General features: G+C 59.5%; 19 protein-coding genes. All 19 read left to right on the top strand.

Annotated elements, in window-relative coordinates; translation table 11 throughout:
* The 19 genes from C0039_RS04350 (at nt 1) to gspG (ending at nt 19,864) form a co-directional block, all read left to right on the top strand.
* Complete coding sequence (locus C0039_RS04350; RefSeq protein ID WP_076000349.1) at nt 1-837, top strand: MBL fold metallo-hydrolase; 837 nt, start codon at nt 1-3, stop codon at nt 835-837.
* 282 nt (nt 838-1,119) lie between these two features.
* Nucleotides 1,120-2,709 carry a FadD3 family acyl-CoA ligase gene (locus C0039_RS04345; RefSeq protein WP_101517337.1) on the top strand — a complete coding sequence of 530 codons (1,590 nt, stop codon included), beginning with the start codon at nt 1,120-1,122 and terminating at the stop codon, nt 2,707-2,709.
* Nucleotides 2,709-3,203 (top strand): Lrp/AsnC family transcriptional regulator, encoded by a 495-nt coding sequence (locus tag C0039_RS04340; protein ID WP_101517336.1) that lies wholly within the window; start codon nt 2,709-2,711, stop codon nt 3,201-3,203. Before C0039_RS04345 ends, C0039_RS04340 begins: the two co-directional genes overlap by 1 nt.
* Complete coding sequence (locus tag C0039_RS04335; RefSeq protein WP_101517335.1) at nt 3,193-3,657, top strand: Lrp/AsnC family transcriptional regulator; 465 nt, start codon at nt 3,193-3,195, stop codon at nt 3,655-3,657. Before C0039_RS04340 ends, C0039_RS04335 begins: the two co-directional genes overlap by 11 nt.
* Before the next feature lie 12 nt (nt 3,658-3,669).
* Nucleotides 3,670-4,545: a CoA transferase subunit A gene (locus tag C0039_RS04330; protein ID WP_076000353.1), complete on the top strand. Its 876-nt coding sequence runs from the start codon at nt 3,670-3,672 to the stop codon at nt 4,543-4,545.
* 19 nt (nt 4,546-4,564) lie between these two features.
* Complete coding sequence (locus C0039_RS04325; protein ID WP_101517334.1) at nt 4,565-5,380, top strand: CoA-transferase subunit beta; 816 nt, start codon at nt 4,565-4,567, stop codon at nt 5,378-5,380.
* 15 nt (nt 5,381-5,395) lie between these two features.
* The gene (locus C0039_RS04320; RefSeq protein WP_101517333.1) at nt 5,396-6,460 is read left to right on the top strand and encodes an NAD(P)H-dependent flavin oxidoreductase; all 1,065 of its coding nucleotides are present in this window, start codon (nt 5,396-5,398) and stop codon (nt 6,458-6,460) included.
* Nucleotides 6,461-6,482: 22 nt separating this feature from the next.
* The gene (locus C0039_RS04315; protein WP_076000356.1) at nt 6,483-7,235 is read left to right on the top strand and encodes an enoyl-CoA hydratase family protein; all 753 of its coding nucleotides are present in this window, start codon (nt 6,483-6,485) and stop codon (nt 7,233-7,235) included.
* Between the two features lie 39 nt (nt 7,236-7,274).
* Nucleotides 7,275-8,441, top strand: coding sequence for an acyl-CoA dehydrogenase family protein (locus tag C0039_RS04310; RefSeq protein WP_076000357.1), 1,167 nt, complete (start codon nt 7,275-7,277; stop codon nt 8,439-8,441).
* Nucleotides 8,442-8,444: 3 nt separating this feature from the next.
* A complete protein-coding gene (locus C0039_RS04305) occupies nt 8,445-9,488 on the top strand; it encodes an acyl-CoA dehydrogenase family protein (protein WP_101517332.1) in 1,044 nt (347 codons plus the stop codon).
* Nucleotides 9,489-9,594: 106 nt separating this feature from the next.
* The gene (locus C0039_RS04300; RefSeq protein ID WP_101517331.1) at nt 9,595-10,746 is read left to right on the top strand and encodes an acetyl-CoA C-acetyltransferase; all 1,152 of its coding nucleotides are present in this window, start codon (nt 9,595-9,597) and stop codon (nt 10,744-10,746) included.
* Nucleotides 10,747-10,916: 170 nt separating this feature from the next.
* Nucleotides 10,917-11,804, top strand: a complete 888-nt coding sequence (locus tag C0039_RS04295) for an SDR family oxidoreductase (protein ID WP_101517330.1) — start codon at nt 10,917-10,919, stop codon at nt 11,802-11,804.
* Between the two features lie 53 nt (nt 11,805-11,857).
* On the top strand, nt 11,858-13,030 hold the full coding sequence (locus C0039_RS04290; RefSeq protein ID WP_101517329.1) for an acyl-CoA dehydrogenase family protein: 1,173 nt from the start codon (nt 11,858-11,860) through the stop codon (nt 13,028-13,030).
* Nucleotides 13,027-14,229, top strand: a complete 1,203-nt coding sequence (locus C0039_RS04285) for an acyl-CoA dehydrogenase family protein (protein WP_076000362.1) — start codon at nt 13,027-13,029, stop codon at nt 14,227-14,229. Before C0039_RS04290 ends, C0039_RS04285 begins: the two co-directional genes overlap by 4 nt.
* Nucleotides 14,230-14,239: 10 nt before the next feature.
* Nucleotides 14,240-15,031 (top strand): SDR family oxidoreductase, encoded by a 792-nt coding sequence (locus C0039_RS04280; RefSeq protein ID WP_101517328.1) that lies wholly within the window; start codon nt 14,240-14,242, stop codon nt 15,029-15,031.
* A 64-nt stretch (nt 15,032-15,095) separates the two neighbouring features.
* Nucleotides 15,096-16,298, top strand: a complete 1,203-nt coding sequence (locus C0039_RS04275; RefSeq protein WP_101517327.1) for an acetyl-CoA C-acyltransferase — start codon at nt 15,096-15,098, stop codon at nt 16,296-16,298.
* A gap of 135 nt (nt 16,299-16,433) precedes the next feature.
* A complete protein-coding gene (locus C0039_RS04270) occupies nt 16,434-18,179 on the top strand; it encodes a GspE/PulE family protein (RefSeq protein ID WP_084179615.1) in 1,746 nt (581 codons plus the stop codon).
* 3 nt (nt 18,180-18,182) lie between these two features.
* Nucleotides 18,183-19,388, top strand: a complete 1,206-nt coding sequence (locus C0039_RS04265; protein ID WP_101517326.1) for a type II secretion system F family protein — start codon at nt 18,183-18,185, stop codon at nt 19,386-19,388.
* Nucleotides 19,389-19,438: 50 nt separating this feature from the next.
* Complete coding sequence (gspG, locus tag C0039_RS04260; RefSeq protein WP_076000367.1) at nt 19,439-19,864, top strand: type II secretion system major pseudopilin GspG; 426 nt, start codon at nt 19,439-19,441, stop codon at nt 19,862-19,864.
* Nucleotides 19,865-19,891: the final 27 nt, after the last annotated feature.

Here is a 19,891-nt window from a genome sequence, read left to right as displayed (position 1 = left end):
ATGCTTGATCACGGCATCGCCTTTCGGCTGAACCCGAGAGTCCGGCGCATCGTTGCGCCGAACCCGGGCGTGATGACTGGTGCGGGTACCAACACCTATTTGCTTGGCGATAAAGAGATAGCGGTACTGGACCCCGGTCCCGCCATTACTGAGCACATAGACGCCATCCTGGAAGCGGGAGCCGGGCGCATCAAGTGGATTGTATGTACCCACACCCATCCTGATCATTCACCTGCCTGGCAGGCGCTGCACCAGGCTACCGGCGCGGAGGTGCTGGGGGCGTTGCCCGCGGACGATATGTTTCAGGACGATACCTTCCGCCCCAGTTGGAAGGTGACGCACGATGACGTGCTGGCGACCGATGAGTTCACCCTGCGCGCTGTGCATACCCCCGGCCATGTCAGCAATCACTACTGCTTCTACCTTGAAGAGGAGCGCATGATGTTTGCCGGCGATCACATCATGAACGGTTCCACCGTGGTGATCATACCGCCCAGTGGTGATATGAAAGCGTATATCGAATCACTGCAACTGCTATTGCGCTATGACCTGCGCCTGATTGCTCCCGGGCATGGTGAGGTCATGGAGGATTCCCGTGCGGTGGTCGAATGGCTGGTCAATCACCGCTTGAAGCGGGAGAGCAAGGTGATCAAGGGATTACGCACTACTGGCAGGGCTGGCCTCGATACGCTGGTGAAGGTGGTGTACGACGATGTGGACGAGAGTCTGCACGAGATGGCCAAGCTCTCCATGAGTGCCCACCTGATCAAGTTGCACCAGGAAAATCGCGCGCTGCAGCATTCCGAGGACCTGACCTGGGAATTGGTTCAAATCTAGTTGGTCGCAGGGGGTGGATTGCTTGTTACCCCCGTGCAGACCGCCATCAGCGCAATACAGGCATGTGCTGTACGCCCGTCTCCATGGGAACTGTGGCTCGCTTCAAGCGACCCTGTTATCGGCTTTGCTTCGTCCAATGCCGCTACGCATACCTGGTTCGAAATGCTGCGAAACTGACGGTATTCGTAAAATATTAAACCATATATTACGAATACCGCTTGTTCTCATGCGTGGTACTGACTAATATGCAGGTCTCACAACGTTCTGGAGCACGCGCACCGCATGGCAGCAGACACTTATCAGGCGAGAACCCTTCCTCAGCTGGTTTCCCAGTCAGCGAAGGCGTTTGCCGAACGTCCTTCAATCACTGACGGCGATGTGAGCCTGACCTATCGCCAGCTGGATGCCGCCCGTGTTGCGGCTGGCCGCGCCTTCATAGCCGCCGGTCTTGAGCCCGGCGAACGCATCGCCATCTGGGCACCCAATATCTATCAATGGGTCATCGCCGCTATCGGCGCCCAGAGTGTGGGCGGTGTGCTGGTTCCCCTGAATACCCGCATGAAGGGTGCAGAGGCTGCCTACGTGCTCAGGGCCAGTGGTGCAAAACTGCTGTTCACCGTAGGTGACTTCCTGGGAGTGAATTATCCGGACCTGTTGCAAGGGCAGGACCTGCCGGCGTTGCAACGTACGGTGCTACTGGAGGGCGGCGCTGCCGCAAGCCAGGGCTGCGAGGACTGGGAAGCCTTTCTCGCCGCCGGCGAGGCAGTGGGCGAAGACGAGGTTGCCCGACGTGCGGATGCCATCACCCCCGACGATACCCTGGATATCCTGTTTACCTCCGGTACCACGGGTAACCCCAAGGGCGTGGTGACCTGCCACGGCCAGAATATTCGCACTTTCGAGAACTGGAGCGCCACGGTCGATATGCGTGCAGACGACAATTACCTGGTGATCAATCCGTTTTTCCACTCCTTCGGCTACAAGGCCGGTTGGCTGGCGGCGATCATTCGCGGTGCGCATATACTGCCGGTAAAAAGTTTCGATCTGGACGCGGTGCTGGCGCAGATAGCCCGTGACCGCATTTCCATGATTCCGGGGCCGCCCACTATCTACCAGTCGCTGTTGGCCCATCCCCGCCGGGCGGATTATGACCTCTCCAGCCTGCGCCTGGCGGTAACCGGGGCAGCGCCTGTGCCGGTGGCGCTGGTGGAGCAAATGCGCAGTGAGCTGGGCTTCGAAGTTGTGGTGACTGCCTATGGACTCACCGAGTCCTGTGGTGTTGTTTCCATCTGTCGCGCCGATGACAGTGCCGAACGCATTTCGCACAGCTCTGGCCGCGCCATGGATGGCGTGGAAATGAAATGCGTTGATCGGGATGGTAACGCCGTCGCCACTGGTGCAGAAGGCGAGATATGGTTTCGTGGGTTCAATGTGATGCGCGGATACCTGGATAACCCGGAAGAGACGGCACGCACCATTACCGCTGATGGGTGGTTGAAGACCGGTGACGTGGGAGTGATGGATGCGGATGGCTATGTGCGCATTACCGACCGGATCAAGGACATGTTCATCGTGGGAGGCTTCAATACCTACCCGGCGGAGATCGAAAACATACTGTGCAGCATGCCCGGCGTGGCCCGGGCTGCGGTGATCGGAGTGCCCGATGAACGCATGGGCGAAGTGGCACAGGCTTATATCGTGAAAGCGCCCGGTGCAACGCTGGATGCACAGTCAGTGGTGGACTGGGCGCGTGAGAACATGGCCAATTACAAGGTGCCCCGCACTGTGCATTTCCTCGATGAGTTGCCGATGAACGCTGGTGGCAAGGTGTTGAAGAATGAGCTGCGCGAGCTCGCCGCCGGGAGCTCGTAGTGAACAGCCCGGCTGCCTCCGCCGTGACCGCCCCGGTTGAACTGGACCAGATCGATCAGGGCATTATCGACCTGTTGCGCGAAGACGGTCGCATGCCCTATCGCTCTATCGCCCGGGAACTGGGTGTCACGGAGAATACCGTGCGCGCGCGGGTCAAGCGGCTGGAAGACAGTAACACCATGCGTGTGGTTGCTGTTACCGACACGCAGGCAGCGGGCTTTGATATGTTGCTGGCTGTGGGCGTGCAGGTGGAAGGTCGTACTCCGGAAGCGGTCGCCGAGGACCTGGCGCGAATTCCCGAGGTTTTTTCGGTGAATGTGGCGGTGGGCAACCACGATGTGGAAATACTGGTTATGGCGCGCGACCCGGCCAGCCTCAATGAGCTGCTGGCGGAAACCCTGGGCGGTATTCCCGGTGTGCGTCGCCTGACGCCGGCACTCGCGGTCGATGTGTTGAAAAACCAGCCGGACTGGGTACCGTTCTATGACGCGTAAGCTGGATTCGGTAGACCAGGCTATCGTTGAACGACTGTCGCCGGATGCGCGTATCAGCAACAGCCAGATCGCAGAGCACCTGGGAGTCAGTGAAGGAACGGTGCGCGCTCGCATCAAGCGTATGGAGGAGGAGGGCCAGATTCGTATCACCGCGGTTACCAATATTGATCGACTGCAGAATGCGACGCTGGCCTATATCTGGATCGAGGTAGAACGCACTGATCAGGCCAGGCAAGTTGCCCAGCGTCTGTCCGGTATTCCGGAACTGGGATTTGTTGCGGTCATGCTCGGGCGTTCCGATATTCTCGCCATTACAATGGTGCGCAATACCGAGCATCTCGCTCGTTTCGTGCACAGCAATATCAGTTGTATACCGGGTGTGCGTCGGGCTGAAAGCACCCTGGGTGTTAATTTCGTCAAACACGATTACCGCATGGCGCGGATCGTCAGTTAAGAAGGAAAGCAGATGAACAAGCAAATGACGGCAACAGAAGTTGTTGCCAGCCTCGAAGATGGCATGACCATCGGTATCGGTGGCTGGGGCCCCCGGCGCAAGCCCATGGCGTTGGTGCGGGAGATACTCCGCTCCGACCTCAAGGACCTGACTATCGTCGCTTATGGCGGTGCCGACGTTGGTATGCTCTGCGCTGCAGGCAAGGTGAAGAAAGTGGTTTTCGCCTTTGTTTCGCTGGACTTTATTCCACTTGAACCGTATTTCCGCCAGGCACGCCAGTCGGGGTCCATCGAGGTGATGGAGATCGACGAGGGCATGATGTTGCTGGGTCTGCGCGCTGCTGCCTGGGGCTTGCCCTACATTCCCACAGAAGTGGGTCTGGGTACCGATGTCATCAATCGTAACCCCGATATCAAAGTGATAGACAGCCCCTACGACGACAAGGAGTGGGTCGCCATGCCGGCGCTAAAGCTCGACGCATCGCTGATTCATGCTGACCGCGCCGACAATCGCGGCGTCTGCCAGATCGCCGGCCCCGATCACTATCTGGACGACTGGTTCGCCCGGGCGGCGCAGAAAACCTACGTTTCCTGCGACGAACTGGTAGAGACCAGTTTTTTCCACGATCCCGCGCAAGCGCGCCTGGTGCACTGGGAGCGCAGCCAGACCACCGGCGTGGTGCACATTCCCGGAGGCGCACATCCCAGTTCCTGCACACCTCTCTATGGCTTCGACGTTCCTCACTTCAAGGCCTATACCGGTTCCGCGAAAGAGGAAAGTGGCTTCCAGGGCTACCTGGACAAGTACCTGGGCGGCTCGGAAGACGAATACCAGCAGAACGTGGGCGGCCTTGACGCCATCCGCGCTATTGAACTGCCCACATACTGAACGGCGAAGGAGAGAGCAAATGACTGCAGCAACTGACTACACCCTCGCTGAACTGTGCATCGTGGCGGCGAGCAAAGCGTTTGAAAATGACGGCGAAGTGCTGGCTACCGGTATTGGCGTGATTCCCCGCCTGGCCGCCAGCCTCGCCATGAAAACCATCAATCCCGACATGATGATGACGGACTCCGAGGCCTGGATGCTCAGTGAGCCCAACCCGCTGGGCAAGCGCGGCGATGACTTTGTGCCGGCCTGTGAAAGCTGGATGGGTTTCTCCCGGATCTTCGACAACGTGTGGAGCGGCAAGCGTCACGCCATGCTGGGACCGACCCAGATCGACAAGTTCGGGCAGACCAATACCTCCGCCCTGGGTGGAACCTACGAGGCCCCCAAGGTGATGATGCTGGGTGCCCGGGGTTTTCCCGGTAACTCCATATCTCATCCCAACAGCTTCTTTGTCCCCGCGCACAACACCCGTGTGTTTATGGATGGCGAGTGCGATTTTGTTTCCTCCATCGGCTATAACCCGGCGCGTCTGCCCAAGGGCCACAGCCTCGACGATGTCGATATCCGCCTGATCGTCTCGGACCTGTGTGTCATGGACTTCCGTGGCCCCGATCACCAGATACGTCTGGTCTCGCTGCACCCCGGTGTCTCTTTGGAGCAGGTTCAGGAAAGCACCGGCTACCCGGTTCACGTGGAGGGCGATGTGCCGGTGACAGCGGCACCCACCCAGACCCAACTGGACATTATTGCTGCCCTGGACCCGCACAACCAGCGCGCTTACCAGATCAAGGATAATCCCCCCGGCGTGCGCACCGCTGCGGATTTCGCCTGAATCGAGGACTGACGGATGCTAGCAACGCGCCTTACTGAATTACTGGGCTGCCAGTACCCCATCGTGCAGACAGCGATGGGATGGGTGGCCGACCCGAAGCTGGTTGCCGGCAGCTGTAATGCCGGCGGCTTTGGCTTTCTCGCCGGTGCCACCATACCTGCCAATGAGATGGAGCGGGATATCCTGCGGGTGAAAGAGCTCACCGACAAACCGTTCGGCGTGAACTTTCACATGTATCAGCCCAACGCGGCGGACATTGTCGACATGGTGGTTCGCCATGGCGTCAGGGCGGTGAGTTATTCGCGTTCTCCCGGTCCCGAGTTTATTGCCAAGCTCAAGGATGCAGGGGTGATCTGTATGCCCACCGTGGGCCTGCCCAAGCATGCCATCAAGGCGGTAGAGCTGGGTGCCGATGTTGTAACTGTGCAGGGCGGGGAGGGCGGTGGTCACACCGGCTCGGTGCCCACGACTCTGCTGATCCCGCAGGTGATCGACGCGGTGGGCGGCAAGGTGCCGGTAGTCGCCGCCGGTGGCTTCAAGGACGGACGCGGCCTGGTGGCGGCCCTGGCCTGGGGTGCCGATGGTATTGCCATGGGTACACGTTTCCTGATGACCGAGGAAAGCCCGGTGCCCAGGCAGACTCTGCAGCGGTACGTGGATTGTAAAAACCCGGGTGAAATTATCGTTTCCAAAGCCATGGACGGTCTCCCCCAGCGCATGATCATGAACGAGCTGCTGACCGAATTGGAGAAAGCCGGCCCGCTGAAGAAACTGATGATAGCCATGCGCAACGGTATGGCGTTCCGCAAACATACCGGCGCCACCTTCCTCAGCTTGTTGCAGTCTGCCTGGCAGATGCACAAGGACGACGACATCACCACAGCGCAGGCCATCATGTCGGCCAATGCCCCGATGATTATCCAGAAAGCCATGGTGGACGGTCAGCCTGCTCACGGCGTGCTGCCTTCTGGCCAGGTAGCTGGCGTGATCGACGAACTGCTCAGCTGTGAAGACCTGATTAACTCCATTGTAGCCGAGGCGGAATCGCGCCTGGCTGTGCTGGCGCAGCGCGCCGGTTGAACTGACAGACGAGACCCTGACTATGTCCAAGCCATTCAATACCGCCATCGACAACGGCATTGCCGAGATGATTCTTGATCACCCGCCGGTCAATGCGTTCGATAGCGCGGGCTGGTTCGCCATCGCCGACGAGATCGACGCGCTGGGTGAAAACGACGACGTGCGCGTGATTATTATCGCTGCCGCAGGCAAGGGCTTTTGCGCCGGTGTTGATATCAAGGAGCTGGCTGCAGACGGCAGCAAGATCGTGGATGTGAACAAGGGCAACTACGAGACCTTCCGCGCCATCCATCGCAATCCCAAGCCGGTCATTGTGGCGCTGCACAGCTTCGTACTCGGCGGCGGCATCGGCATGGCGGGCGCAGCGGATATCATTCTCTGCTCCGATTGCGCCCGATTCGGTGTACCCGAAATCGACCGCGGTGCCATGGGCGGCGGCGCTCACCTGCAGCGCATGTTCCCGGTGCAGAAAGTACGGTACATGTACTTCACCGGTGAGTTTATCGACGCGCAGGAGGCCTATCGCCTGGGTGCGGTGGAGCGAGTCGTTCCCCGTGATGAACTGTTACCCGCCGCGCGCGAGATCGCCGCGAAAATTGCGGAAAAGTCGCCGGCAATGGTGAGGCTGGCCAAAGAAGCCCTTACCGGTATTGAAGACGGCAACCTGGAAGACAAGTACCGCTGGGAGCAGGGCTTTACGCTGGAGGCCTACACCATGGGCGATTCCCAGGAATCCCGCGACGCGTTCGTGCAGAAACGCGATGCAAAGTTCTGATCGTGTTATTCCCGCGCAGCAAACAGTAAAAGGATCATCATGGACCTGACGTACACAGACAAACAGAACGCCTTTCGCGAGGAAGTGCGCAGCTGGCTGGCGGACAATGTTCCCGCCGAAGCATTACAGACATTCGATACAGCCGAAGGCTTTGCAGCGCACCGTGAATGGGAAGCAAAACTCAATGAAGGCCGCTGGGGCATGGTCACCTGGCCGGAAGAGCTTGGCGGGCGCGCCTGCGACCTGATTGAGTGGCTTATCTTCGAGGAGGAGTACTACAAGGCGCGTGCGCCCCTGCGGGTAAACCAGAACGGTATCTTCCTGCTTGGCCCCACGCTCATGGAGTACGGCACCGAAGAGCAGAAAGCACGCATTCTGCCGAAGATGGCAAACGGCGAGGAAGTCTGGGCACAGGGCTGGTCTGAACCCAATGCCGGGTCCGATATGGCGGCAATACGTTCCACCGCGAGGCTGGAGGGTGACAAGTACATTATCAACGGCCAGAAGACCTGGTCTACCCGCGCGGTCTGGGCGGACTGGTGTTTTGGTATGTTCCGCACCGACCCGGATTCCCAGCGGCATCGTGGGCTTACCTTCATTCTGGTGCCACTGGACACGCCGGGAATCACGGTACGCCCGATACCGCAGCTCGATGGCCTGCCCGGGTTCGCCGAAATCTTCTTCGACAATGTGGAAGTGGCAGTAGAGAACCGCCTCGGCGACGAAGGCGCCGGCTGGAGCGTGGCCATGGCAACCGCCGGCTTTGAACGCGGCCTGATGCTGCGCTCTCCCGCGCGGTTCCAGGAAACCGCCCGTCGCCTGGTGGAGCTTTACCGCGAGAACCAGGCTGCGGCCGATAGCGATCCCGCGGTACGTGATGCGGTGATGCGTGCCTACCTGGATGCCGAAAGCTATTGCCTCACCACCTACCAAACCGCCTGCCGCTTGAACAAGGGCGGCAAGATCGGCGCGGAGTCATCGACCAACAAGATATTCTGGTCTGAACTGGACCAGAACATGCACGCCACGGCGATGAGCATTCTTGGCGCCCGCGCGGAACTGCTGCCCCATGCGCCCGACGCGCGGGGCGTGGGCAGCTGGCTGGACGGCTGGTTGTTCGCCCAGTCCGGGCCCATCTACGCCGGGACCAACGAAGTGCAGCGCAACATTATTGCCGAAAGAATGCTGGGAATGCCGAGGAAGTAAGTTATGGATTTTACCTTTAGCGAAGATCAGCTGCTGTTCCAGGAGTCCGTGAAGGACTTCCTGACTAACGAAGTGACGCCCGAGCGCATTCGCGCCAGCTGGGAGTCAGACGACGGTCGTGACAGTGCCCTGTGGAATCAGCTCGCGGAGATGGGCCTCACCGGTTTGACTGTGCCCGAGGCACACGGCGGTCTGGGGATGAGCGAGCTCGACTTTGTGCTGCTGGCCCAGGAGTGCGGCTATGTGGCCCTACCTGAGCCGCTGGTGCATACCGCCATGGTCGCCGTGCCATTGCTCTGCCAGATTGGCGGCGAACTGGCTGATCTTTGGTTGCCGAAAATTGCCGCCGGCGAAGCGAAAGTTGTCGTAGGCCTGGAGCAGAACCTGCTGGTAGAGGATGCGCATGTGGCCGACCTGTTATTGCTGCAGCGTGGCGACAGCATTGTCGCCGCTACGCCGGGGCAGGTTGAACTGCGTCACAACGAATCAGTAGACCCATCGCGTAAGCTCTATGCCGTTGAAGTGTCAGATTCTGCAACCGTTGTCGCAGAGGGAGAGCAGGCGCAGGCACTGGTGACAGGCGCCCTGGATCGCGGCGCCCTTGGCTGTGCGGCCCAGGCGTTGGGACTGGCGCAGCGCATGGTGGATATCTCTGTGCAATACACCAGTGAACGTCAGCAGTTCGGTCAGGCTATCGGTGCCTTCCAGGCGGTCAAGCACCATATGGCCAACGTGGCAGTGTCCCTGGAATACGCCAGGGCGCCCGTGCACCGCGCCGCTTATAGCGTGGCTGCCGGCGAGCCGATTGCCAGCCATGCCGTGTCACACGCCAAACTGGTTGCCTGTGACGCTGCGAAACTGGCGGCGAAGAATTGCATACAGGTGCACGGCGCCATGGGTTACACCTGGGAAGTAGACCTGCACATCTTTATGAAGAAGGCCTGGGCACTGGCGAACACCTGGGGCGACGCGGGTTTTCACAAAACGCGCATAGGCGAGCACATTTTCGCGGAAGGCGCGGTACTGGGTGCCGGCGCTACCTTTTGAAGATCGTGAACACCCGGTGATGACCACACTCGATAGAGGCGTGGTGCATCAAGAGTAAACAGGCTATTCGGCTGCGGATAGAGAACCAGAAGAAGAGGAACAAGTTATGGCAGATGCATATATCGTAGACGCAGTACGCTCCCCCACCGGGCGCCGCAAGGGTGGCCTGGCACACGTGCACGGCGCTGACCTGGGCGCCCACGTGATCAAGACACTGGTTGACCGAAACGGCATTCCCGATAACGAGTATGACGACGTCATGTTCGGTTGTGTGGACACCATCGGGCCCCTGGCCGGTGATATCGCTCGCACCTGCTGGCTGGTCGCCGGCCTGTCCGACGAAGTGCCCGGAACCACCATAGATCGCCAGTGCGGTTCCTCACAGCAGGCCGTGCACTTTGCCGCGCAGGCCGTTATGGCCGGTGTCAACGACGTGGTCATCGCAGGTGGCGTGCAGACCATGACCCAGATCCCGATTTCCTCGGCGATGACTGCCGCAGAGCCCATGGGATTCAGCGACCCCTTCACCGGATCCGCCGGCTGGGTCGCGCGCTACGGCGACACCCCGCCCACCCAGTTCCGTTCCGCGCAGATGATCGCCGATCACTGGAATCTCAGCCGAGAAGAACTCGAAGTATTCTCCCTCGAGTCGCACACCCGGGCCCTGAAAGCCATAGGCGAGGGCCGCTTCGATCGAGAAATCGCCCCGCTGGAAGGCGTCACCATGGACGAGACCCCACGGCAGACCACCCTGGAGAAAATGGCCGAGCTGGACTACCTGTTTGGTTGCGACAAAGTGACCGCCGGCGTATCCAGCCAGACCTGCGACGGCTCATCCGCCGTGCTGGTCGTGTCCGAAGCAGCGCTCAAGCGCTACAATCTGACACCCCGCGCCCGCATCGCCCATATGAGCGTGCGCGCCGCCGATCCCATCTGGATGCTCACCGCGCCCATTCCGGCCACCGAGTACGCCCTGAAGAAGTCCGGCATGAAGCTGGACGATATCGACCTGGTGGAGATTAACGAAGCTTTCGCCTCCGTGCCCATGGCGTGGTTGAAAGAAACCGGTTACGACTACAGCAAAACCAACGTCAACGGCGGTGCCATCGCCCTCGGTCATCCGCTGGGCGCCACCGGCACCAAACTGATGACCACCCTGTTGCACGAACTGGAGCGCAGCGGCGGCAAGTACGGCCTGCAGACCATGTGCGAAGGCGGCGGCCAGGCAAATGTGACGATCCTGGAGCGCCTGGGCTAACGAGCAAAATAGCAGCGTCCGGGGCTGGAGGTGCTTTCCCGGAGCGTGCGAGCACAGGGATGTGCGAGCCCGAGCTGCCACGGATGGCGCCTTTGCGACTCCGGGGAGCAATACTCCAGTCCAGGGCGCGGGCTAGGAACAAACACGAACCAATATGAGGTAAGCAAACAATGAGCGGAATCCTGGAAGGAAGAGTAGCCATCATCACCGGCGCCGGCGGCGGTCTGGGCGCAGCCCACGCCCACGTCTTCGCCAGCGAAGGCTGCGCCGTAGTCGTTAACGACATCAACACCGAGGCCGCCCAGGTCGTGGTCGACGAGATAATCGCCGCCGGCGGCAAAGCCGTCGTCAACAGCTCCGACATCACCAACTACGACGATAGCTTGAACGCCGTCAAACAGGCCATAGACAGCTTCGGTGACCTGCATATCGTGCTCAACAACGCCGGCGTCAACCGCGACCGCATGTTCGCTTCCATGACCGAAGCCGAGTGGGACACCATCATGAGCGTGCACCTGAAAGGGCATTTTTGCATCAGCTCCCACGCCGTGCACTATTGGCGCGGACAGTCCAAAGAAGGCAAGGAAGTGGATGCGCGCATCATCAACACCACCTCCGGCGCCGGCCTGCAGGGCTCCATCGGCCAGTCCAACTATGCCGCCGCCAAGGCCGGTATTGCCGCGCTGACCCTGAATCAGGCCGCAGAACTGGGTCGTTACAATATTACCGCCAATGCCGTGGCGCCTTCAGCGCGCACCGGCATGACCAGCGCCGTACCCGAGATGGCCGAGCGCATGAAAAAGCCCGAAGACGGCAGCTTCGATCACTTCGCCCCCGAGAACGTGTCCAATCTTTTGGCATGGCTTGCCAGTGCCGAGGCAGCGCAGGTTACCGGGCGTGTATTTGAAGCAGAGGGCGGTCGCATCTGTATATGTGACGGCTGGCGCACCACCGACGGTGTGGATCGCAATGGCCCCTGGCCGCCGGCGGAAGTGGGTGAGGCCATGAAAGTGCTACTGGAGAAAGAAACACCGGCCCAGAAAGTCTGGGGAACCTGATAAGGGGCGGATATCGCAGCCTGCGCGACAGCGATGGCCAGGATGGAGTAACTATGGAATTTGCGTTTACCGAAGAACAGGAAATGATCCGCGATACCGCGGCTGCATTTCTTGCAGAAGTCTCAACCAGCGAGGCCATTCGCCAGGCCATGGCCACCGAACGGGGCTACGACGCCGAGCTATGGCAGCGTATCTGCGGCGAGATGTACTGGCAGGCGATACATGTGCCGGAGGCCTACGGTGGTATGGGGCTGGGCTACGTGGAAGTCGTCGCAATGATGGAACAGATGGGTCGCTACCTGCTGTGTTCGCCGTTTTTCTCCACCGTGTGCCTGGCAAGTAATGCCCTGCTGGTGCTGGGCAATGAAGAACAAAAGTCACAGTGGCTGGGTAAGCTCTGCACTGAAGGATTAACGGCTACGGTCGCCTTCAATGGGGGCGTCAATCGCTGGGATGCACAGTGCGTGACCGCGACCTATCGGCGTGATGGTGATGCGTTCCTGCTCAACGGTGACTATCGCTATGTCATCGACGGCCATACCTCCGACCTGATCATTGTTGCGGCACGGGAGGAAGGTACTTCCGGGGAACAGGGCGTTAGTCTGTTCCTGGTGCCCGCTGATACCGAGGGCGTCAGCAGTAGCTGGCTACCGACAATGGATCAGGCCCGCAAGCAGGCGAGTCTGCAGTTGGTTGATGTAGCGCTCAGCGCCGGGGCGCTAATGGGCGAGGCGGGCAACGGCTGGCCGGCTCTGGCGACAGTGATCGACCTGGCCAGCGTAGCGCTGGCTGCAGAACAGGTGGGTGGCTGCCAGCAGCTGCTGGACATGACCGTCGATTACACCACTGAACGAGTGCAGTTCAATCGACCTATTGCCAGCTTCCAGGCGGTGAAACACAAGGCGGCGGATATGATGCTGCAAACAGAGGTGGCCCGTTCCGGTGTGTACTATGCCGCCTGTGTGGCGCAGGAGGCGTTGGCGGGTGGTGAGCTTGCCAGCGAGTTACCCGAGGCGGCAAGCGTTGCCAAGTCCTATTGCTCAGACGCTTACTTTGCGATCGCCGGCGATGCGCTGCAACTGTTCGGCGGCGTGGGCTTTACCTGGGAGTATGACGTGCACCTGTATTTCAAACGCGCAAAATCGTCCGAGCACCTGCTCGGTAACGGCGCGGCCCATCGCGAGCGCCTCGCCACCCTGTTGTTGGACAAGGAGGATGTCGCATGAAACTCAGTTTTAGTGCAGAGGACGAACAGTTCCGAGAGGAAATTGCCGCCTGGCTGAACGACAATCTCACCGGTGAGTTTGCCAAACTCAAGTACCGTGGTGGCCCCGGTGATGAGCACACCTTCCCCCAGGAGCGCCAGCAGTGGGAGAAAAAGCTGGCCGAAGGCGGCTGGACCTGTGTTGGCTGGCCAAAGGAATACGGCGGCCGCGGCTGCTCCATTGAACAACAGGTTATCTTTTTTGAAGAGTATGCACGCGCCGGTGCGCCCGGGCGCGTCGGCCATATAGGTGAAGGCCTGGCCGGCCCCACACTTATCGCCTTTGGTACGGAAGAGCAAAAGCAGAAGTACCTGCCCGGCATCGTGGCCGGTAGCGAGCTATGGTGCCAGGGTTACTCCGAGCCGGGTGCCGGGTCAGACCTGGCGAACGTGAAGACCAAGGCGCGCTTTGATGAAGCCAGCGGCAAATGGATTCTCGACGGACAGAAGGTGTGGACGTCCCTGGCCCATGAGTCGGATTACTGTTTTGTGATTGCCCGTACTGACCCGGATTCGGTTGCCCACAAAGGCCTGGGATTTTTCCTGGTGAAGATGGATCAGCCGGGTGTGGAGGTGCGTCCCATCGAACAGATTACCGGCACCTCTGAATTCAACGAGGTGTTCTTCGACGGCGCAGAATGCGATGCTCAAGATATTGTCGGTGCACCGGGCGATGGTTGGAAAGTGGCCATGGGCCTGCTCGGCTTTGAGCGTGGCGTGTCCACACTGGGCCAGCAGATGCAGTTCCAGAACGAGCTTGATCAGGTGGTGGAGTTGGCCAGAAAAAACGGCGCCGGGCAGGACCCGACTATTCGCCAGCGTATCGCCCGCGCCCATGCCGAACTGAAAATAATGCGCTACAACGCCATGCGCATGTTGTCAGGCCAGAGCGGCTCCGACGGCTCGCTGCAGAAGGAAGCGCTGATCTACAAATTGTTCTGGGCTACCTGGCACCGCAGTCTCGGTGAGTTGGCCATGGACGTGATGGGCCCTGAGTGCGAAATACTCGAGGGAGGACCTTACGAGCTCAGTCGATTACAGTCCATGTACCTGTTCGTGCGCTCCGATACGATTTATGGCGGTACCAACCAGATCCAACGCAACATTATTGCCGAGCGCGGCCTGGGCATGCCCAAGGAACCGCGTGTAGCGGCCAAGTAGGAAATCACTTATGAGTTTAAAGACACCGGAATATGTAGCGGGCCACGGCCTGATCAAGGGCAAGTCAGTGCTGGTTACAGCTGCTGCCGGCGCTGGAATTGGTTTTTCCGCGGCGATGCGTGCCGCGGAAGAAGGCGCCCGGGCAATCGTGCTCAGTGATATTCACCCGGGGCGACTGGATGCCGCCGTGGAAAAGTTGAAGACCGAGAGCGGTTTGCAGGATGTCTTTGGCAAGGTTGGGAACGTCGCTGTAGAGGATGATGTGCAGGCTCTCGTGGACTTTGCCGAGGCGCAGACCGGTGGTGTGGATATTCTGATCAACAATGCCGGGCTGGGTACGTCGAAGTTGCTTATCGACATGGAAGACGACGAGTGGAACAAGGTGATTGATGTTACGCTCAACGGCACCATGCGTATGACCCGCTACATGATGAAAGTGATGAAAGCGCGGGGCCAGGGAGGTGTTATCGTTAACAATGCTTCCGTACTGGGCTGGCGCGCACAAAAGGAACAGGCGCACTATGCGGCAGCAAAGGCAGGGGTTATGGCGCTGACGCGCTGCGCGGCCCTGGAAGCGGCTGAGTTTGATGTGCGTATCAACGCGGTGTCACCGTCTATTGTGCTGCACCCCATGTTGCGTAAATCCGCCTCAGAGGAGTTGCTGGAAGAGCTGGAATCGAAAGAGGCTTACGGCCGAGCCGCCGAGGCCTGGGAAGTGGCGAACGTGATGATGTTCCTCGCCTCGGACTACTCCAGCTATATGACAGGGGAGATTGTCTCCTGCTCCAGCCAGCGTTCCTGAATACGATATTCCAGCATGTTGTCGAAGATATTGTCCAACAAGTAGTCCAACTAGGAGACAGAACATGAGAGAAGCAGTAATTGTATCTACCGCAAGAACCGGCCTGGCCAAGTCATTCCGCGGCGGCTTTAACAACACCGAAGCGCCGGCCATGGGTGGCCATGTGGTCCGCGCAGCAGTGGAGCGTGCCGGTATTGATCCGGCGGAAGTAGACGACTGTATCTTTGGCGCCGCCGCCCAACAGGGTACGCAGGGTTATAACATTGGCCGCCTCAGCGGTATCGCCGGTGGTTTACCGGATACAGTTGCCGGCATGGCCATCGAGCGCCAGTGCTCCTCCGGACTTATGTCCATTGCCACGGCGGCTAAAAGCATTATCTGTAACGAATACGACATCGCTGTTGCCGGTGGCGTCGAATCCATCTCCCTGGTACAGACCAAGCACAAGAACACCCATCGCGCCGTCTCCGAGACCGTAGCGGCCATCGACACGACGGCTTACATGCCTATGCTGGAGACGGCTGAGGTTGTATCCGAGCGCTATGGTATCAGCCGGGAAGCCCAGGATATCTATTCCCTGCAGAGCCAGCAGCGCACCGCTGCCGCGCAGGCGGGGGGCGTGTTCGACGACGAAATTGTGCCCATGAATGCGGTCAAGGCTGTATTCAATAAAGAGACCAAGGAAACCACCTATGAAGACGTGGTGGTAGACCGTGACGACTGCAACCGGCCATCCACTACACTGGAGAGCCTCGCCGGTCTGGAGCCGGTGTGGAAAGACGGTAACTGGGTGAAGGAGGGGCGCTTTATCACTGCCGGTAATTCGTCTCAGCTCTCCGACGGCGCATCGGCCTGCGTGGTGATGGACTCGAAGCTGGCCGAGCAGAAGGGCCTGGCGCCACTGGGAATCTACCGCGGCCTGGCCGTGGCGGGCTGCAAGTCCGATGAGATGGGCATTGGTCCTGTTTTCGCGATCCCGAAACTGCTGCAGCGCCACGGTCTTTCAGTTGCTGATATCGACCTGTGGGAGCTCAACGAGGCCTTTGCCTGCCAGGTGATTCATTGCCGCGATGAGCTGGGCATCGATAACGACAAGCTCAACGTCAACGGTGGTTCCATTTCCATCGGCCACCCCTTCGGCATGAGCGGAGCACGCATGGTCGGCCACGCCCTGCTTGAGGGTAAGCGTCGCGGCGCCAGGCGTGTTGTGATCACCATGTGTATCGGCGGTGGCATGGGCGCTGCAGGATTGTTCGAAATCGCCTGATTTCTCCACTCGGGGCCGTTCGGCCCCGAACTTTTACCACCCTTTAGCGTCAAATCGCTGTGTTACAATGACGCAGTCCGTGTCACGTATCTTGTTGATGTGTGGCCACTATTTATGCAGCGGCTCGGGTGGGCAATGAAAAAAATCGGCGAATTGCTGGTGGAGCAGGGCAAGGTCTCGGAGCGAGACGTGGAGCGGACCCTGTTGGCCCAGAGTGAAATGGGCGACATGTTTGGCCAGGTGCTGATCAAGCTGGGCCTGGTGTCCGAACTCGACTTCGCCCAGGTATTGAGCCAGCAATTGGGGCTGGCACTTTACGCTGCCGCCGATTATCCCGACGCACCGCTGGCGATCGACGGCGTTGCCCTGGACTTCCTCTTTTCCAATGCCGTGGTGCCCGTCAGTGCTGACGCCGGGCAGGTGAAATTTGCCGCCGCGGTACCCCAGGACCCCTTCATCAGCAAGGCTCTGTCCATGGCCCTGGATAAGCCGGTCGATATCGCCCTGGGCCTGGAGTCCGATATCAATCGGGCGCTGCAGGTTTACCTGCAGTCCGGGGAAGAGGGCGAGGAAGATGACGTCAACGATCAGTTCGCCGGGCAAAGCGACGACGAATTTATCGAGCACCTGCGTGACCTCGCCAGTGAAGCACCGGTTATTCGCCTGGTTAACCAGATCATTCATCGCGCTGTGGACATGTCTGCTTCAGATATCCACATCGAACCCTTTGAAGATGGCCTGCACCTGCGTTACCGCGTGGACGGGGTGTTGCAGGAGCACCCTGACGCTCCCGCGCCCAGCCTGAGTGCCGCCATCGCCTCGCGTATTAAATTGTTGTCCCACATGAACATCGCCGAGCAGCGCCTGCCCCAGGACGGGCGCATCATGACCCGGGTCAAGGGACATGAGTTGGACCTGCGTGTGTCTACGATTCCCACCGTGCACGGCGAAAGTATTGTGATGCGTGTGCTGGACCGCGAGAGCATTCGCCTCAGCCTCACCGATATGGGTTTCAGCGATGACACGCTGGGTCGCTACCGGGAGCTTCTTGCCAGGCCCCACGGCGTGCTGCTGGTGACCGGTCCTACCGGCTCCGGTAAAACCACCACGCTGTATGCATCGCTTGCCTCACTGGACTCGGGTCATCTCAAGATCATCACCGTTGAAGACCCGGTGGAGTATCAGTTGCAGGGCGTTAACCAGATTCAGGTACAGTCACAGATTGAGCTGACCTTTGCCCGCGCGCTGCGCTCCATACTCCGCCAGGACCCGGATATCATCATGATCGGTGAGATGCGCGATACTGAGACGGCGCAGATAGGTGTGCAATCGGCACTCACCGGTCACCTGGTGCTATCAACCCTGCATACCAACACCGCAGCCGGGGCAATTACCCGCCTCGAGGACATGGGGGTGGAGCGTTACCTGATTACCTCCTCGGTGAACGGGGTGCTGGCGCAGAGACTGGTGCGCACGCTCTGCACACACTGTAAACAAAAGACCACACTTTCCCCGGAAACGATCGCTCGGTCCGGTATTGCGCCCTACCTGGCAGACGGGCAGCACGAGGTCTACCAGGCGGCGGGCTGTTCGCACTGCATGGAAACAGGCTACAGCGGCCGTACCTCTATCCACGAGCTGTTTCCCCTGGATGAAGAGATGCACCGTGTGATCATGAGCGGTGCCGACGCCACGGTGCTGCATGCCGCTGCCCGGCGCCAGGGCATGATCACCCTGTATGAGGACGGTTTGCGCAAAGTTGCTGCCGGCCTGACTTCAATGGAAGAGGTACTGCGCGTTACCCAGGACCAGAGTGAAGACATGGCGGCCCCGGAGGTCGTTGAGGTGGCGCCGAAGGCGGAACAGGCGGTCTCTGTCTAGGACATGGCCACATTCAGTTACAAGGCGGTCAGTCGTGACGGGAAGACGCGCCAGGGCGTGATAGATGCAGACGGCCTGGAGTTGGCCTCTCGCCAGCTGCGGTCCCAGGGACTGACCCTGCTCAAGCTGGAGCAGGGCGGTAAGCTTGACCAGGCGGAGAAAGCCGCGGGGAAGCCACCGACTCGCCAGGAAATCCTGTCCATGACCTCCGAACTGGCGGTGCTACTGCGCGCAGGCCTGCCGTTGGACCGCGCCCTCAAGGTACTGATCGATATGGCGGCGCAGCCGTCCATGCTGCAGTTGCTCAATGAACTGCTCAAAGCGGTCAAGGGCGGCAAGTCACTGTCCACCGCACTACAGCACCACGAGAAGCTGTTCGGTACGTTTTACATCAGTATGGTGCGTTCCGGTGAGGCCAGTGGGCAGTTATCGGCCGTATTGGACCGGCTTGTAGAGTACCTCGAGAACGCCAAGACAAACCGTGACAGTGTCGTCTCAGCATTGATCTATCCGGCAATTCTGCTGGTGGTGGCGGTGCTTTCCATTGTCCTGATGCTGGGTTTCGTGGTGCCCCAGTTCGAAAGTCTGTTTGAGGATATGGGCGATGCATTGCCGGTGCTGACACAGGTCGTGCTCAGCGGTGCCGACTTCCTCAAGTCCTGGGGCTGGTTGTTACTGTTGTTGGTGATCGGCGGTGGAATAATGTTCCGCAACTGGTCCTCAACTGAGCAGGGCAAGGTCGCTATGGACAGGCGTCTGCTGCAGCTGCCGCTGGCTGGTGGCATTGTCTTCGAGTTCGAAGTATCCAAATTCGCCAGAACGGTGGGAACCTTATTGGGCAACGGGGTGTCTCTGTTGAAGGCGATCTCTATTGCCATTGATACCGTGGACAACCGGGTGATACGGGAGTCCCTGCAGGTACTGCCCCCGGCGGTGAAGGCGGGCAAACGCATGTCGGTGGCGCTGGAGGAGACCAATATGTTCACGCCCATGGTCATTCAGATGATACGCGTGGGTGAGGAATCCGGCAGCCTGGACAAGATGATGCTGGAGCTGGCCAAGGTGTTTGATGGCCATGTGCAGTCTGGTGTGAAGCGAGGACTGGCCCTGTTGGAGCCGGTGATGATCTTGACCATGGGTGCCATCATTGCAGTGATTATCATCGCCATTTTGTCGGGGATACTGTCAGTCAACAACCTGGCAGTTTAGGAAAATAACGCGCCACAAGCAGCGCGAAAAAATGTAAGGACGTGAAGCAAATGATGCGTAGAACAAGAAAACATGCGGGCGGTTTTACCCTGATGGAGCTACTGGTCGTACTGGCCATTCTTGGGTTGTTGATGAGCCTGGTCGGGCCCCAGGTGCTGAACCAGCTGGGTGGTGCCAAGACCAAGACAGCGGGTATCCAGATCAAGGACCTGGAACAGGCGCTGGAGATGTACAAGCTCGACGTGGGGCGTTTCCCATCCACCTCGGAAGGGCTGGACGCACTGGTGAAGAAACCCGGGAATGCCACTGGCTGGAATGGGCCTTATCTCAAGTCTGACGTGCCGCAGGACCCCTGGAATAATGATTACCAGTACAAGTACCCCGGGGAGAACGGCGAAATAGATATTTTCACTTACGGGGCCAATGGTTCGCCCGGTGGTGAAGGCGAAGACGCCGACGTGGGCAACTGGAAATAAGCGAAGCCCGCCCCCGCGGTTCGCACC

The organism is Pseudohalioglobus lutimaris (genome assembly GCF_002866825.1).
In the GTDB taxonomy this organism is placed as follows: domain Bacteria; phylum Pseudomonadota; class Gammaproteobacteria; order Pseudomonadales; family Halieaceae; genus Halioglobus; species Halioglobus lutimaris.
Note: the sequence above shows the minus strand (reverse complement) of the source record. Positions and strands in the feature narration are given on the sequence as shown.